Below are 15,200 nucleotides of genomic sequence, written 5' to 3'. Positions count from 1 at the left end.
ATCCCTTCCTTATTCCATCATCTTCTCGATGGGCAGCACCAGAATGGAGCTGGCACCCAGGGCCTTGAGCTGTTCCATGGTTTCCCAGAACAGGGTCTCGCTGGAGACGACGTGCAGCGCCACCTGATTGGTTTCGCCCGCCAGCTGCATGATGGTGGGACGTTCGGCCCCCGGCAGCAGATCGGTGATGGCATCGAGCTTGTCCTTGGGGGCGTGCAGCATGATGTACTTGCTCTCGCGCGCCTGCTGCATCCCCTGAATGCGGGGCAGCAGGGTGTCGATGATCTTCTGCTTGGCATCGGACAAGGGGTTGGGTGCTTGTACCAGTACCGCCTTGGAGCGGTAGATCACCTCCACCTCTTTGAGGCCGTTGGCCTCTAGAGTCGCGCCGGTGGAGACCAGATCGCAGATGGCGTCGGCCAGGCCCGCGCGCGGCGCCACTTCCACCGAGCCGCCCAGCATCACGCTCTTGAAGGCGAGCCCCTTCTCGTCGAAGAAGCGCTTGAGCAGCCCAGGGTAGGAGGTGGCGATGCGCTTGCCGGCGAGGCTCTCTGGCCCGGTGTAGTTGACGTCGTCCGGCACCGCCAGGGAGAGGCGGCAGCCGCCGAAGTCGAGCTGTTTGAGGGTCTTGACCGCAAAGGGTTGGCCCTGGGAGGCGCGGATGAGCTGCACCTCTTCCAGCACGTTTTCGCCGATGATGCCAAGGTCGACCACCCCTTCCATCACCAGCCCCGGGATGTCGTCATCACGCACCCGCAGGATGTCGATGGGCATGTTCTCGACATGGGCGATGAGGCGCTGCTCGCGCAGGTTGATCTTGAGGCCGCAGCTCTTGAACAGGGCCTGGGAGTCCTGGCTCAGACGACCGGATTTTTGCATGGCGATGCGCAGACGTTGTGTTTCCATTGCTCGATTTCCTTCTAGTCAAAAACGAAAAAACCCTCGGAAGTGGGTGCTTCCGAGGGTTTATGAATCTTGCGGTCCTTTTGGAAGTCACCAGTTAAGTGTCTTCCAGCAGTCAACCTCCTGAAAGACTATTCGGGATGATGATGGTGGTGATGAGTCTTCAGGCTGGTGAACGGCATGTAATCAATCCTTTACAAATAAGATGTCGTAGTTGACGCCCGATTTAAACTACCCGCCTTGACGGAAAAAGCAACCGGAAAATGTGATTTGGTCGATTAAAGTTGAGAAAACGGTTTTATGGTCGATAACTAGACAAGGTGAGCCAGAGGAGGCGACATCATGCCCAGCCAGGACCTGTTATTCCCCATTCTGCCCAGGGCGCCGGCCGCGCCGAGCAGTGACGACATCAAGCGGGAAGTAACCCAGATCAGCCAGAAGCATCAGCTGCGCAAGACCAGCACCGACAACGGTGACTCCCAGCAGCGCCAGCAGCCTTACCCCTCGGCCAAGCGTGATCAGGAAAAGCCTGAAGAGGACGATCACAAGCCGGATCCCGATCACCAGATCGATCTCTTCGTCTAGGGACAGAAGTCAGTCCCGCTTTTGCCACCTTTTTGGCATAATGCCCCCTTTTGTTGCAGCGGGACGCCCCTTTGACCATCCAGACCCTGTTCAAGCCAGACGGCCCTCTGGCCAGCCATATCGACGGTTTTGTCGCCCGCGCCCCGCAACTGGCGATGGCCGAAGCGGTGGCCAACGCCATCAAGTCACACGGTCGCTTGCTGGTGGAGGCGGGTACAGGTACCGGCAAAACCTACGCCTATCTGGTGCCGGCGCTGGAATCCGGCAAGCGGGTGGTGATCAGCACCGGCTCCAAAAACCTGCAGGAGCAGCTCTTCTATCGAGACCTGCCGACCATCACCGGCGCACTCTCCTATACCCCGCCGGTGGCTCTGCTCAAGGGGCGCAGCAACTATCTTTGCATCGAGCGGATGAACCGGCTGCTCAGCGAATCCCACCTGCAAAAGCCCGAAGTGCTCAACGACCTGGTCAAGGTGAAGTCCTGGTCCACCGCCACCGACAACGGTGACGTGGGGGATATTCCGGGGCTGCAGGAGAACGCCGAGATCCTCGCGCACGTCACCAGCACCAATGAAAACTGCCTCGGCCGCGATTGCCCCTATTACGACGACTGCCATCTGGTGGTGGCCCGCCGCCGCGCCATGGATGCCCAGGTGGTGGTGATCAACCATCACCTCTTCTTCGCCGACATGGCGGTCAAGGACACCGGATTTGGCGAGCTGGTGCCAGAAGCGCAGGTCTATGTGTTTGACGAAGCGCACCAGCTGCCCGAGATCGCCACCAACTACTTCGGCAAGTCGGTGGGCAGCCGCACCATCCAGGATCTGGCGCAGGATATCCAGCTTGCCTATCGGGCCGAGGCCCACGACATGGGTCAGCTTGGCAAGGCGGCAGACAGGCTCGCCATCGCGAGCCAGGACTTGCGGCTCGCCTTCGGGGTGGACGGCGGTCGTGGCAACACCCGCGACATGTTGCGCCAACCGCTCTGGGGCCAGGCGCTGGCCCGCCTCAACGATGCCCTCGGCCTGTGTTACGAGGTGCTGAAGCTGGCGCTGGGGCGAGGGGAGCAGCTTGACCACTGTTTCGAGCGCATCAGTGAGCTGCGCACTCGCCTTGGCGAGGTGCTGGCGGTCAATCAGACCGGTTTCTCCTACTGGTATGACTGCTCGCGGCTCCATTTCACCCTCAATCTGACCCCGCTGTCGGTGGCCGAGCGCTTTGGCGCCGAGGTGCTGCGCTCCGAGGTGGCCTGGGTGTTTACCTCGGCCACGCTGACAGTGGACATGCGCTTTGATCACTTCAAGGCGGAGTTGGGGCTGGCCGGCAGCGCCGAGCTTATCCTCGACAGCCCGTTCGACTATGGCGAGCAGGCGCGCCTGTGTGTGCCGCGCTTCCTGCCCGAGCCCAATGCCTTTGGTCGGGGCGAGCAGCTGGCCAACCTGATGATCCCGCTTATCAACAAGACGCCGGGGGGCTGTTTCTTCCTCTGTACCAGTCATCAGGTGATGCGCCAGGTGGCTGAGGTGCTGCGCCGGGAGATCGGTCGCACCGTGTTGCTGCAGGGGGAGGACAACAAGCAGCGGCTGCTCAAGGAGTTTGTCGAGAATGGCCGCGCCGTGCTGGTGGCGACCAGCAGCTTCTGGGAGGGGATCGACGTGCGTGGTGCCGCGCTCTCCTGTGTTATCATCGACAAGCTGCCGTTTGCCAGCCCCGACGATCCGCTGCTCAAGGCGCGGGTGGATGATTGCAAGCTCAGGGGCGGTGATCCCTTCGCCGATATCCAGCTGCCCAAGGCGGTGATTGCCTTGAAGCAGGGGGTGGGGCGGCTCATTCGTGATCGCAGTGATCACGGCGTACTGGTCATCTGTGATCCCCGCATGGTCAACAAACCCTACGGCGCGACCTTCATCAAGAGCCTGCCCGCGATTCCTCGGACCCGGGAGCTGGCCACCCTGGGCGGTTTTTTCGATCGCAAGGGCTGAATCTACCGAAGATGCTGCGCACCCGTGCACTGGCGAGGCGGCCACGCTGCCGATAGGGGACGAGGTGGCCCGCAATGCGCGCACCAGAATGTGAAAACTGCTGGCAGAGCCTGCTTGCAGATTATGTAATTGACTGATTTTATAGAGATTGGAAAGCATGAACGAGTTGAAGATCCTGGCCGTAGATACCGCCACCGAAGCCTGCTCCGCCGCCTTGTTGGTGGGGGAAAAGGTATTCTCCCGTTGGGAAGAGGCGCCGCGGGATCACACCCGTAAAATCCTGCCCATGGTTCAGGCTGTGTTGGACGAGGCCGGGGTAACCTTGGACGAGCTCGATGCCATCGCCTTCGGCCGCGGTCCCGGCTCCTTTACCGGGGTACGGATCGGCATCGGCGTGGCACAGGGGCTGGCGCTGGGCGCAGGTGTACCGCTGATCGGCATCTCCACCCTGGCCGCCATGGCGCAGGGGGCTCATCGCCTGGACGGGGCGGAGCGGGTGTTGACCGCCATTGATGCGCGAATGGACGAGGTCTACTTCGGCCAATATGAACTCATCGATGGCCGCGCCCAGCTGGTGGGCGAAGAGGTGGTGAGCGGCCCCGCCGCACTGGTGGCGTCCCGCGGCACGCTGCCGGGCAGCTTTACCCGCGTCGGTACCGGATTTGAGACCTATGGTGAGACCCTCGCTGCGCTGGCCGACGAGCAGGTGGCGAGCCAGGTACGCTTCCCGGCGGCAGAGGACATGCTGCCGCTGGCCCGCAGCGCCTGGCTGGCCGGCGAGGCGGTGGCGGTCGAGCAGGCGACCCCGGTATATTTGCGTGACAAGGTGACCTGGAAGAAGCTGCCGGGTCGCGAATAAGGGCAGGAGTGGCAGACTTGTCGCTCATGCCGGTCGACACAGGCCCCATGCGGGCGGTTGAGAGGTCGGGCCCAGCCCGACTCAAGGAGAGTGACATGTTGAAGCGTGCAATGGTGATGGGGGCCGCCGGCCTTCTGCTCGGTGCCTGCAGCTCGGTCCCGCAAGAGCTGGCCTATGAGCCCGCCAACCAGCTGGTGGCCTACCAGCCGGCGCTTGCCGGCCTGGAAGGCAAGCCGGCCCGCTGGAGCGGCGTCATCTCGTCGGTACACAACAAGGCGGATCAGAGCGTCATCGAGGTGGTCTATCTACCGCTCAAGTCCAACGGGGTGCCGGAGCAGACCGAACAGAGCCCGGGCCGTTTTCTGGCCATCATGCAGGGTTTTGTCGACCCGACCCTCTATGCCAAGGGGCGCAGCCTGACGGTGCTCGGCACCATAGCTCAGCCGGTGGACAGCCAGATTGGCGAGCATAAATATCGCTTCTCGGTGCTCAAGGTGACGGGCAGCAAGCTGTGGCCGCCGGTTAAGGAGGTGGAGATCCGCTACATGGATCCCTACTTCTACGACCCCTTCTATGATCCCTACTGGCCGAGACGGCCGCTGCGCCGCTAGGAGCTAGGCATGAACACCTTGCTGCAAGAGCGCTTCCTGACCCTGGCCGACGGCCGCCGGGTTGCCTTGCTCGAGAGCCCGCCGGCGCAGGGAGAGCAGGGGGACAAACCGCTGCTGCTTGCCCTGCATGGCTGGCTCGACAACAGCGCAAGCTTTGTGCCCCTGGCCCCCTTTCTGACTCACTTTCACCTCGTTTGTGTCGATCTGCCGGGGCACGGTCGCTCGGATCACAAGAACACGCCCTATGTCTTTGTCGACTGGCTGGACGATCTCTATCAGATCACCCAGGCCGCCGGCTGGTCGCGTTTTGTGCTGCTGGGCCACTCCCTGGGGGCGCTGATTGCCTCCGCCTATGCTGGGGTCTTCCCCGAGCAGGTGGAGCGGCTCATTCTGCTGGAGGGACTCGGACCCCTCAGTCAGCCGGACGACGCCGTGCCGGAGCAGCTGCGCCGAGCCATCCTCAACCGCAGCAGAACCCGCGAGCGAGCCTCCCAGGGCTTTGCCTCCATCGACGAGGCGGTGGCGGCGCGTTGCAAGGTGGCGGACATCACCCCGAGTGCGGCACGCCTTATCTGCGAGCGGCAGTTGGAAGCGCGGGCAGGGCGCTGGCACTGGCGCAGCGATCCCCGTTTGCGGGATCTCTCCCCCATGCGCATGAGCGAGGGGCAGGCCCAGTCCCTGATCCGGGCCATTGCCTGTCCCGTGCTGTTTATCGCCGGCGCAGAGGGCTTTGCCAGCCTGCAGGCACAGTGGCAACAGCGTCATGCCGCCTTTACGCGCATTGAGCGGGTCGTTTTGGCGGGAAACCACCATTTTCATATGGAAAATTCGGCAGAGACCGCGGTTTGTATCGAAAAATTTTGTCAAATTCGGTAGAATCGACGGCTTTCAATAATTCCAGGTTTGTCTTCCCCCTCACATTTTTCTGTTGTTAATTCGCTGTTAATTGATGTTGCCCTATGTAAATATGGGCGGCATTAGAGTATGAGCTTAAAACAACTGCTTGAAATGGATGTGAACAGGGACGGAGGCAACACAGTGAGCGCACAGGTGCTAGTTATGCAGGAGAAGTTCGTGGAAAAAGTCTGGCTGAAGCGTTATCCAGAAGGGGTGCCCGCCGAGATCAATCCAGACCAATACAGCTCCCTGGTCGAGATGTTTGAAGAGTCGGTGAACGAGTTCGCCGACCAGCCTGCCTTCGTCAACATGGGGCAGACCATTACCTATCGTCGTCTCGAGGAGCAGTCCCGCGCCTTTGCCGCCTACCTGCAAAACGAGCTCAAGCTGAGTCAGGGTGACCGGGTCGCCGTGATGATGCCCAACCTGCTGCAGTATCCCATCGCCGTGTTCGGCATCCTGCGTGCCGGCATGATAGTGGTCAACGTCAACCCGCTCTATACCCCGCGCGAGCTGGAGCACCAGCTCAAGGACTCCGGCGCCAAGGCCATCGTCATCGTCTCCAACTTTGCCCACACCCTGGAAAAAGTGGTCTATGACACCCCGGTCAAGCACGTGATCTTGACCCGGATGGGGGACAACCTGGGACTGGCCAAGGGAACCCTGGTCAACTTCGTGGTGAAATACGTCAAGAAGCTGGTGCCCAAGTACAATCTGCCCCACGCCAGCACCATGCGTCAGGCGCTGGCCAAGGGGCGCTATCTGCAGTACATCAAGCCCGAGATCAACAACGACGATCTCGCCTTCCTGCAGTACACCGGCGGCACCACCGGCCTCTCCAAGGGGGCCATGCTGACCCACCGCAACATGATCGCCAACGTGGAGCAGTGCCTCGGCGTCTATGGTCCCATGCTGGAGCGAGGCAAGGAGTTCGTGGTCACCGCACTGCCGCTCTACCACGTCTTCGCGCTGACCGTGAACTGCCTGCTGTTCATGCGTCTGGGTGGCTACAACCTGCTGATCAGCAACCCGCGTGACATCCCGGGCTTTGTCAAAGAGATCAAGAAGTACCCCTTCACCTGCATCACCGGGGTCAACACCCTGTTCAACGCGCTGGTCAACAATGGCGAGTTCCAGAGCATGCCCTTTGACAAGCTCAAGCTCACCATCGGCGGCGGCATGGCGGTGCAGCGGGCGGTGGCCGAGCAGTGGAAGGCGTTGACCGACACCCCGCTGCTGGAAGGTTACGGCCTGACCGAGTGTTCACCCCTGGTGAGCGTCTGTCCTTACGATCTGGTGGATTACAACGGCTCCATCGGCCTGCCGGTCTGCTCCACCGACATCCGGCTGGTGGATGACAACGGCCAGGTGATCCACGAACTCGGCAAACCGGGGGAGATGCAGGTACGCGGTCCGCAGGTGATGAGCGGTTACTGGCAGCGACCGGAAGCCACCGCCGAGGTGATGCAGGATGGCTGGCTCTGTACCGGCGATATCGCGGTGTGCGACGAGCAGGGCTTCTTCAAGATCGTCGATCGCAAGAAAGACATGATCCTGGTCTCCGGTTTCAACGTCTATCCGAACGAAATTGAAGACGTGGTGGCGCTCCACCCGAAAGTGCTGGAAGTGGCCGCCGTCGGCGTGCCGCACAAGGTTTCCGGCGAGCTGGTGAAGATCTTCGTGGTGAAGAAAGATCCAAAGCTGCTGGAAGACGAGATTATTGCGCACTGCCGCAAACATCTGACTGCCTATAAGGTCCCGAAACTGGTAGAATTTCGTGACGAACTTCCCAAGACCAATGTGGGCAAGATCCTGCGCCGCGTGCTGCGCGACGAGGAGATTGCCAAGCAGTAACCGGCGTGGCGCTGCCAAGCAGCATGCCGTCGTTATGCAAAACCGTGGGTCAGCCCACGGTTTTTTCTTTTGGCCCTGATCAACGCGCAGGCACAGATGCATTATCAACTCATTTCACAGCAAGCCGAACTGGATCAGTATCTCGCCTCCCTGGCCGACGTTCCCCTGGCCATCGATACTGAATTCGTCCGCACCCGTACCTATTACCCCCAGCTGGGCCTGTTCCAGATCTATGACGGCCACCAGCTGGCGCTGCTGGATCCCTTGACGCTGGATCTCTCCTCCCTCTGGCAGCGACTCGGTCGGGCAGGGCAGATCGCCATTTTGCACGCCTCCGGCGAAGATCTGGAGCTCATCCAGCATCAGGCGGGCCATCTGCCCAACCAGATGCACGATACCCAGCTGGCGGCAGCCTTTCTGGGCCACGGGGTCTCGGTGGGCTTCGGCGCCCTGGTCAACGAGTTTCTCGGCGTGACCCTGGAAAAGGATCAGGCGCGCACCGACTGGCTGGCGCGCCCGCTCACCCCCCGTCAGCTCGAATATGCGGCGGCCGACGTCTTCTATCTGCTGCCTCTCTACGACAAGGTGATGGCAGCGCTGCGTGAAAGCGGCAAGTTCGCCTGGTTCGAGCAGGAGTGTCAGAACCACTCTGCCCGCAAGACCCAGAGCAGCGATCCCCGTCAGGCCTATCTCGACATCGTCAACGCCTGGCAGCTGGGGCGCCGCGAGCTGGCGATCCTGCGCGAGCTGGCCGCCTGGCGTCAGCAGGAGGCGGTGCGCCGGGATCTGGCCCTCAACTTCGTGGTCAAGGAGCTGCACCTGTTCAAGGTGGCGGAGCGCAAGCCCACCTCCCTGCGCGATCTCAACGAGCTGGGGCTGGCCCCCATCGAGATCAAGATCCACGGCAAGCGGATGCTGGATATCGTGGCCGCCGCCCAGCAGAGCGATCCCGCCGGCTGGCCCGAGCCCATTCGCCGGCTGGTGGATTACCCCCAATACAAGGCCGAGCTCAAGCGCATCAAGGGGATGGTGGAGGAGAAGGCCAAGGCCAGCAATATTCCGCCCGAACTGGTGGCGAGCAAGAAGATCATTCACCAGTACTTCACCTGGAGCTGGCGCATGAGCGACGAAGAGCGGGCCCGGGCCGACAAGCCCATGCTACTGCAGGGCTGGCGCTTTGAGCTGGTTGGCCATCTGTTGGCTCAATGAGATAGCGCACAAGAGAACGGGCCCACTTGGCCCGTTTTTTTCATCTGATGGGCGGCAACTGATAACGATAGCGGGCCAGGATCTGGGTGTATTCCGGGCTGGTGAGCAGCGCCTGGATGGCCTCGTCCAGCCGGTGCAGCTGGGCTGGCGTGGTGGTGCGCCGGCTCAGCATCAGATGTACCGGTGTGCGCTGGATATTGAGCAGGGGGGTGAGGTCATCGAGCGGGATACCGGCCAGGTTCATCTCCTGCAGCCCCATGGGATCGATGACCACCCCCTGAATGCGACCGGCCAGCAGCAGCTTGAGCAAGGGCTCCATCCGCAGGCGGGCCAGCAGCCGATCCTGCATCTGGGGCGATTGCATGAAGGTGCGAAAATCGGTGCCGTAATCAAAATCACGCATCATCCCTATGGTGAAATCCTGCCGTGGCAGCAGGTCCGAGAGCTGGGTGATCCCTTGCCAGCGAGCCCTGTCCTGACGGCGCACCAGCAGCACTGTCTCTTCGTTGCGATAGGGCAGGCTGAAGCGGGCGTACCGCTCGCGCTCGGCGGTCTGGTTGGCGGACATGGTGAGCTGGATGGTGCCGAACTCCAGCTCGCGCAGTACGCGAGCCCAGGGCATCTCGCTGTAGTTGGCGCTGAAGCCGGCCCGGCTGAAGATGGCTTGCAGCAGGTCGATGTCCAGCCCCTGTAGCTGCTGCTGTTCGTCGCGAAAGCTGAACGGGTGCCAGCTGGCCCAGCCCACCTGCAGTGACTCCTGCGCCCAGGCGGCGGTGCACAAACACCATAACAACAAGACTCTGTACACGGAGCTATCCCTGTTCAGCGTGGTTGTTGTTGATTATTGAATAGAAATGTCGGGCTGACCAGCCCGGGGGAAAGGATGCACGAAGGTGCATCCCTCAGAGCTCGTGGGCGTGGAATCCCTTGCGATAGCGGGCTTCGCAGCGCGGGCAGCGTTGCAGGGTCGGGTCCTGCTCCAGCGATTCGATGGCCAGCGGCTCCTCGCAGTCGGAGCAGAGGCCATAGAGGCCGAGATCCATCTGGCAAAGCGCCGCATCGATCCGCTTGAGCCGGGCCACGCTCTGCTCCACCTTGGGCAAGTCGAGGCGGCTGGTGAGATCGACCAGCTGATCCCGCTCGCAGTGATCCACCTGCTCCGCCCACTCGTCACGCCGACAGGCTTTGAGCTGACCGATCAGCTCTTCTCTTACTTGCGCCCAGTCAGTCAGCAGGCGATCACGCCACACGGCCAACTGAGCTTGCGTCATTTCACACACACTAGCCCCCAACGGACGAATAACAAATTGTGGGCAGTATAGGGAAGCGACAGGATTATCAAGATGATATGCGTCAAGTAAAGAACGGTTAGATCACAGTTTTCGCGGCCTGCAGCAGGGCGTCCCGAATGGGATGGGTCTCCTTGAGTACCCGGATCTCCTGAAACAGCTGGTCTGCCTCGGGATACTCCCGCTTGAGGTAGCTGAACCACTGCTTGATGCGACTCGGGTAGTAGTCGGCCTTCTCGCTGGCCAAATCCTGCTCGGTGTAGCTCACCATCAACTGCAGCACCTCGGCCCAGCTCATGTGGGCACAGCCGGTCTTCATCACGTTGGCCAGGTTGGGCAACGAGATGGCGCCGCGGCCCACCATCAGGGCATCGCAGCCGGACACCCGGGCACAGGTGAGGGCATCGGCATGATTCCAGATCTCGCCGTTGGCGGTGACCGGGATGGGCAGTGCGCGGCGAATGGCGTCCACATACTCCCAGTGAGCCGGCGCCTTGTAGCCTTCGCGCTTGGTGCGGGCGTGCACGGCCAGCTCGTTGGCCCCGGCCTGATGAACCGCCAGGGCGTTCTCCAGATAGAGATCCTTGTCATCGTAGCCGAGGCGGATCTTGGCGCTCACCGGCAGATGGGCCGGCACCGCTTCGCGCACCGCCTTGACGATGCGATAGATGGTCTCGGGCTCCTTGAGCAGCACGGCCCCTCCCTTGCTCTTGTTGACCGTGGGGGCGGGGCAGCCAAAGTTGAGATCGACGCCGGGGGAGCCAAGCTCGATGGCGCGCAGTGCGTTCTCGGCCAGCCATTCGGGGTGTTGGCCCAGCAGTTGCACCCGTACCGGGGTTCCGGCCCGGGTCTTGCCATCCTGTTTCAGCTCGGGGCAGAGGCGATGGAACACCTTGGCCGGCAGCAGCTGATCGACCACCCGGATGAATTCGCTGACGCAGAGGTCGTAGTCGTTGACGGAGGTGAGCACCTCCCGCATCAAGTGATCCAGCACCCCCTGCATGGGGGCCAAAATAACGCGCATAACCGGTTCCGCAGGGCAAACAGAGAAAAAAGAGCGCAGATTGTAGTGGCAATTGCCGGGATTGTCAGCCGTTTGGCCACTCGATGAACCCAATCGACGGCCACCGCCTGGGCCAGGCTGTCAGCTTCCAGGCCAACTCTGTTAGGCTAAAGGCAGAGATACATTCAGAGGAGTACCCATGAAACGCTGGTGTCTGATAGCCCTGGGCTGGCTTGCCTTCGCCACCGGGATAGTCGGGATAGTCCTGCCCCTGCTGCCGACCACGCCCTTCATGCTGCTGGCGGCGGCGCTGTTTGCCCGCTCGTCCCCCCGCTTTCATGGCTGGTTGCTGGCGCACCCCTGGTTCGGCCCCCCCATCCAGGACTGGCAGCAGTATCGCGGCATTCGCCGCCATGCCAGGCGGCGCGCCATTGTCTTTATTCTGCTCTCCTTTTCGGTGTCGCTGGCGGTGGTGCCCATGATGTGGGTCAGGCTGCTGCTCATTGCCATAATGGTGATCCTGCTCACCTGGTTAATGCGCCTGCCGGTGCTGGAGCCAGTTGCAATGGAGAAGTGAAGTCCCTAAGCTATTGCGGCAATAATGCTATGGAGTCGGCCCGTCATTTTTGCGTGACGGGCCTTTTTATTTCCCGCTGGCGGGAAGCTGAGAGAAACGACCATCTGCGTCGAAAAACAAACGGTCAAACCATGAATCCGGAAACCCTGAAATTTATCGAAGCGAGCATCAAGACCATTCCCGACTATCCGAAGCCGGGCATTCTGTTTCGCGACATCACCAGCCTGATCGAGAATGCCGACGCCTTCAAGGCCACCATCGATCTGCTGGCCAATCACTACCGTGATCAAGGGATCACCAAGATTGTCGGTACCGAAGCGCGCGGCTTCATCTTCGGCGCGCCGGTTGCCTTCGCCATGGGTCTGGGCTTCGTGCCGGTTCGCAAGCCGGGCAAGCTGCCCCGCGCCGTCATCGAGGAGTCCTACGCCCTCGAATATGGCACCGACACCCTGCAACTGCACACCGACGCCATCGTGCCCGGTGACAAGGTGCTGGTGGTGGACGATCTGCTGGCCACCGGCGGCACCGTCGATGCCACCGTCAAGCTGATCCGCCGTGCCGGCGGTGAAGTGGCCGATGCCGCCTTCATCATCTCCCTGCCGTCGCTGGGTGGTGATGCCCGCCTGACCGCAGCCGGCGTCAAGGTGGTCTCCCTGGTCGAACTGCCGGGCGAATAAGCCGCCAGTCCGATCACGCAGACGGGCCTCGTCAGCCCGTTGCCTGCGTCCAAACCGGTGCCCGAGCGGGCATCGGTTTGAAATTCAAGCGATCCCTCCCGCCTCGGCCGATAGCCGATACAGCCCGCCCCGCATTTGTGTTAGCATCCAGCCTCAATGCCTTGTCATCCCTGCATCGAGATCTATGAGCTATCAGGTTCTGGCGCGTAAATGGCGCCCCCATACGTTTGAACAAGTGGTAGGCCAGCATCATGTGCTGACCGCCTTGACCAACGCCCTGGATCAGGGACGGCTGCATCACGCCTATCTGCTGAGCGGTACTCGCGGGGTCGGCAAGACCACCATTGCGCGCATCCTGGCCAAGAGCCTCAACTGCGAGCAGGGGATCAGCAGCCATCCGTGCGGCATGTGCGACACCTGCCGCGAGATCGATCAGGGCAACTTCGTCGATCTGCTGGAAATCGATGCGGCGTCACGCACCAAGGTGGAAGATACCCGCGAGCTGCTCGACAACGTGCAGTACCGACCGGCCCGTGGCCGCTTCAAGGTCTATCTCATCGACGAAGTGCACATGTTGTCGCGCCACAGCTTCAACGCGCTGCTGAAAACCCTGGAAGAGCCTCCCCCCTATGTGAAGTTCCTGCTGGCTACCACGGATCCGCAGAAGCTGCCCATCACCATCTTGTCGCGCTGCCTGCAGTTTCATCTGAAGAGTCTGGATCAGGCCCAGATCGCCAAGCAGCTCGAATGGGTGCTGGATCAGGAGGGACAACCCTTCGAGCCGCGCGCCCTGCTGGCCCTGGCCAAGGCGGCGGACGGCAGCATGCGCGATGCCCTGAGCCTGACCGATCAGGCGCTGGCACACGGCAATGGCAGCGTGCGCACCGACAGTGTGCTGGCCATGCTGGGGACCCTGGATCACCGCCATCTGCATCAACTGCTGGAAGCTGTGCTGCGCCAGGATGCACCCGCCACCATGGCAAAGATCACCGAGATAGCGACCCTGGGCCCCGACTTTGATCAGCTCCATGCCGAGCTGGAAGGGCTGCTCCATCGCATCGCCATGGCGCAGCTGTTGCCCGCCACCGTGCAGGAGCAGGGGGCGGATGCCGATGCCCTGCTGCAGCTGGCCCAGGCCATGAGCCCGGAAGAGGTGCAGCTCTGCTATCAGATCGTGCTGGGTGGCCGCAAGGATCTGCCATGGGCCCCCGATGGCCGCACCGCACTGGAGATGACCTGCCTGCGGATGCTGGCCTTCTCGCCCCGGCGCGAGGTGCTGCACCCCGCCAGCCTGACGGCGCTGCCTCCGGCACTCGGTGGCCTGCCCGCCGCCGGCGCGAGGAGCACGCCCCCCGCCTTGGGAAAGCCCGAGGGGGTTGAGCCACCCCCGGCCACCGGCATGATGCCGCAGGCTCCGTCAGCCGACGCCGCGAACTCGCCTGCGCCGGTTACTTCTTTTGCACCTGCCGAGCACCAAGGGACGCAGGAGGCCGGACAGGCCGCCCAGCCTCACCCACAGGTGGCTGACATGGCGGAGCCGGAAGGCGGCGCCGCGCTGGATCCGCTGTTTGCCGAGCAGGCGGAGTTGCTGCGTGAAGCCGAGCAGATGGGCTATGAGGCTGTGTCCGAACCTATTGCGCCCGCGCCTCAACCCGCGTCCTCCGTACAAAGCTCCGCACCAACGAATATGACCGACGAAGTGGCTGACAGCGGGGAGGGGAGTGTCTCTTCAACGGTGGCCAGCATGCAAAGTCTGCTGGGCAAGCGCAATCTTCTGCGAAGCCGCCTGCGCGGCGAGCCGAGCGGCAATGCGGCGCCAGCCCGGGCGACGCCGGTCAAACCGATGGCGGCCGCCAAACCTGCACCGGTGGCGCAGGCTGCGGCCATGCCGGCCTCGGCGCCCCACTCCCCGAGTGAGACTCGGGGGTCGGCACCAACTCAAGTGACCCAGTCAGGTTACGATGAATTGCCGCCGCTCGATGCCTATGAAGAGAGCGGCAGCGACTACGAAGAGTATCTGAATCAAGGTTTCAACGATGCGTTCGCCAGCGCCCCCTTGCCGGAGCGAACTACCCAGGTGACGCCGACTGCGCCCGCCGCGCGTCCCCAGGCGGATGATCTGCCGCCCTGGGATCTGGATGGCAGTGCCGGCCGGCAGACGGTCGCTGCGCCGAGTGCCCCGGCCGCCGTTGCAACGCCCCCTGAGGCGACCATCAGCGAGTCTGCCGCCTCGGTCATGGAAACCATCGACTGGAACGAGCTGGAGAGCGACAACCAGCCGCAAGGAAGCGAGGAGGCGGCCAGATTGATCCCCTCTTCGCTGCTGGCCAATTGCGGCGACCATTGGGCCGAACTGATTGCCCGCACCGGTGTGGGCGGCCGCCTGCGCCAGCTGGCCATCAATTCGGTGATGGAGCAGCAGGGTGACAAGGTGCTGCTGACTCTCAAACCCGAGCAACGCCATCTGGTGAGCGACAGGGCGCGCGCCGATCTGGCCGAGATCATCGGCCCCGAGCTGGGGTTGGCGGTACAGGTGGACGTCACCCTGGGGGTCGTGCCAGAGCGGGAAACCCCGCTCGAGATTGAGCACCGCCTCTATCTCGGGGTGCGGGAGCAGGTCACCCGGGATCTGGAGCAGGATCCCAACGTGCAATTCTTGCAACAGCGGTTTGGCGCCATGCTGCACCACGACAGCATAGAGCCGCTGAGCAACTGATCACACCATCCGGGCCTGGTGCCCGGTTGAAAAACGGT

Annotated in this window: 14 protein-coding genes and 1 other annotated feature; of the genes, 10 read left to right on the top strand and 4 right to left on the bottom strand. The window is 62.3% G+C overall.

Annotated elements, in window-relative coordinates:
* Window positions 1–9: 9 nt before the first annotated feature.
* Window positions 10–906 (bottom strand): ATP phosphoribosyltransferase, encoded by an 897-nt coding sequence (gene hisG, locus ACB033_RS08385; protein WP_017764450.1) that lies wholly within the window; start codon window positions 904–906, stop codon window positions 10–12.
* 28 nt (window positions 907–934) lie between these two features.
* Window positions 935–1,059 (bottom strand) — a sequence feature (His leader region).
* Window positions 1,060–1,245: 186 nt separating this feature from the next.
* Here hisG and ACB033_RS08380 point away from each other — a divergent pair.
* From ACB033_RS08380 to rnd, 7 genes are all read left to right on the top strand, one after another.
* Window positions 1,246–1,488 carry a hypothetical protein gene (locus ACB033_RS08380; protein ID WP_005301068.1) on the top strand — a complete coding sequence of 81 codons (243 nt, stop codon included), beginning with the start codon at window positions 1,246–1,248 and terminating at the stop codon, window positions 1,486–1,488.
* A 71-nt stretch (window positions 1,489–1,559) separates the two neighbouring features.
* Window positions 1,560–3,470, top strand: coding sequence for an ATP-dependent DNA helicase (locus ACB033_RS08375; protein ID WP_139725546.1), 1,911 nt, complete (start codon window positions 1,560–1,562; stop codon window positions 3,468–3,470).
* A gap of 157 nt (window positions 3,471–3,627) precedes the next feature.
* Window positions 3,628–4,329: a tRNA (adenosine(37)-N6)-threonylcarbamoyltransferase complex dimerization subunit type 1 TsaB gene (tsaB, locus tag ACB033_RS08370; RefSeq protein WP_162519887.1), complete on the top strand. Its 702-nt coding sequence runs from the start codon at window positions 3,628–3,630 to the stop codon at window positions 4,327–4,329.
* Window positions 4,330–4,424: 95 nt separating this feature from the next.
* Entirely contained in the window at window positions 4,425–4,940 is a 516-nt protein-coding gene (locus tag ACB033_RS08365; RefSeq protein ID WP_065017116.1) for a Slp family lipoprotein, read from the top strand.
* A gap of 9 nt (window positions 4,941–4,949) precedes the next feature.
* Complete coding sequence (locus ACB033_RS08360) at window positions 4,950–5,816, top strand: alpha/beta fold hydrolase (RefSeq protein ID WP_162519886.1); 867 nt, start codon at window positions 4,950–4,952, stop codon at window positions 5,814–5,816.
* 198 nt (window positions 5,817–6,014) lie between these two features.
* Window positions 6,015–7,691 carry a long-chain-fatty-acid--CoA ligase FadD gene (fadD, locus tag ACB033_RS08355; RefSeq protein WP_081013316.1) on the top strand — a complete coding sequence of 559 codons (1,677 nt, stop codon included), beginning with the start codon at window positions 6,015–6,017 and terminating at the stop codon, window positions 7,689–7,691.
* 96 nt (window positions 7,692–7,787) lie between these two features.
* The gene (gene rnd / locus ACB033_RS08350; protein ID WP_181969393.1) at window positions 7,788–8,900 is read left to right on the top strand and encodes a ribonuclease D; all 1,113 of its coding nucleotides are present in this window, start codon (window positions 7,788–7,790) and stop codon (window positions 8,898–8,900) included.
* A gap of 40 nt (window positions 8,901–8,940) precedes the next feature.
* Here the strand turns inward: rnd and ACB033_RS08345 are convergent, their stop codons facing one another.
* The 3 genes from ACB033_RS08345 to dusC all read right to left on the bottom strand — a co-directional run bounded on the left by ACB033_RS08345 (window position 8,941) and on the right by dusC (window position 11,213).
* The gene (locus tag ACB033_RS08345) at window positions 8,941–9,708 is read right to left on the bottom strand and encodes an ABC transporter substrate-binding protein (protein ID WP_117403635.1); all 768 of its coding nucleotides are present in this window, start codon (window positions 9,706–9,708) and stop codon (window positions 8,941–8,943) included.
* Window positions 9,709–9,802: 94 nt separating this feature from the next.
* On the bottom strand, window positions 9,803–10,171 hold the full coding sequence (locus tag ACB033_RS08340; RefSeq protein WP_017782825.1) for an RNA polymerase-binding protein DksA: 369 nt from the start codon (window positions 10,169–10,171) through the stop codon (window positions 9,803–9,805).
* Between the two features lie 97 nt (window positions 10,172–10,268).
* Entirely contained in the window at window positions 10,269–11,213 is a 945-nt protein-coding gene (gene dusC, locus ACB033_RS08335) for a tRNA dihydrouridine(16) synthase DusC (protein WP_124249475.1), read from the bottom strand.
* A gap of 178 nt (window positions 11,214–11,391) precedes the next feature.
* Here dusC and ACB033_RS08330 point away from each other — a divergent pair, with 178 nt between their 5' ends.
* The 3 genes from ACB033_RS08330 (at window position 11,392) to dnaX (ending at window position 15,162) form a co-directional block, all read left to right on the top strand.
* Complete coding sequence (locus tag ACB033_RS08330; RefSeq protein ID WP_139725545.1) at window positions 11,392–11,769, top strand: YbaN family protein; 378 nt, start codon at window positions 11,392–11,394, stop codon at window positions 11,767–11,769.
* Between the two features lie 131 nt (window positions 11,770–11,900).
* On the top strand, window positions 11,901–12,446 hold the full coding sequence (apt, locus tag ACB033_RS08325) for an adenine phosphoribosyltransferase (protein WP_026141272.1): 546 nt from the start codon (window positions 11,901–11,903) through the stop codon (window positions 12,444–12,446).
* Between the two features lie 184 nt (window positions 12,447–12,630).
* Window positions 12,631–15,162 (top strand): DNA polymerase III subunit gamma/tau, encoded by a 2,532-nt coding sequence (gene dnaX / locus ACB033_RS08320; protein ID WP_139725544.1) that lies wholly within the window; start codon window positions 12,631–12,633, stop codon window positions 15,160–15,162.
* Window positions 15,163–15,200 lie beyond the last annotated feature (38 nt).

Source organism: Aeromonas sp. S15(2024) (assembly GCF_041402265.1).
Classification (GTDB): Bacteria; Pseudomonadota; Gammaproteobacteria; order Enterobacterales; family Aeromonadaceae; genus Aeromonas; species Aeromonas dhakensis.
This window is presented reverse-complemented; position numbering and strand designations above follow the sequence as displayed.

Coding starts and splice junctions, on each gene's coding strand:
- hisG (WP_017764450.1), bottom strand. CDS start 906: ATGGAAACACAACGTCTGCGCATCGCCATGCAAAAATCCGGTCGTCTG.
- ACB033_RS08380 (WP_005301068.1), top strand. CDS start 1,246: ATGCCCAGCCAGGACCTGTTATTCCCCATTCTGCCCAGGGCGCCGGCC.
- tsaB (WP_162519887.1), top strand. CDS start 3,628: ATGAACGAGTTGAAGATCCTGGCCGTAGATACCGCCACCGAAGCCTGC.
- ACB033_RS08365 (WP_065017116.1), top strand. CDS start 4,425: ATGTTGAAGCGTGCAATGGTGATGGGGGCCGCCGGCCTTCTGCTCGGT.
- ACB033_RS08360 (WP_162519886.1), top strand. CDS start 4,950: ATGAACACCTTGCTGCAAGAGCGCTTCCTGACCCTGGCCGACGGCCGC.
- rnd (WP_181969393.1), top strand. CDS start 7,788: ATGCATTATCAACTCATTTCACAGCAAGCCGAACTGGATCAGTATCTC.
- ACB033_RS08340 (WP_017782825.1), bottom strand. CDS start 10,171: ATGACGCAAGCTCAGTTGGCCGTGTGGCGTGATCGCCTGCTGACTGAC.
- dusC (WP_124249475.1), bottom strand. CDS start 11,213: ATGCGCGTTATTTTGGCCCCCATGCAGGGGGTGCTGGATCACTTGATG.
- ACB033_RS08330 (WP_139725545.1), top strand. CDS start 11,392: ATGAAACGCTGGTGTCTGATAGCCCTGGGCTGGCTTGCCTTCGCCACC.
- apt (WP_026141272.1), top strand. CDS start 11,901: ATGAATCCGGAAACCCTGAAATTTATCGAAGCGAGCATCAAGACCATT.
- dnaX (WP_139725544.1), top strand. CDS start 12,631: ATGAGCTATCAGGTTCTGGCGCGTAAATGGCGCCCCCATACGTTTGAA.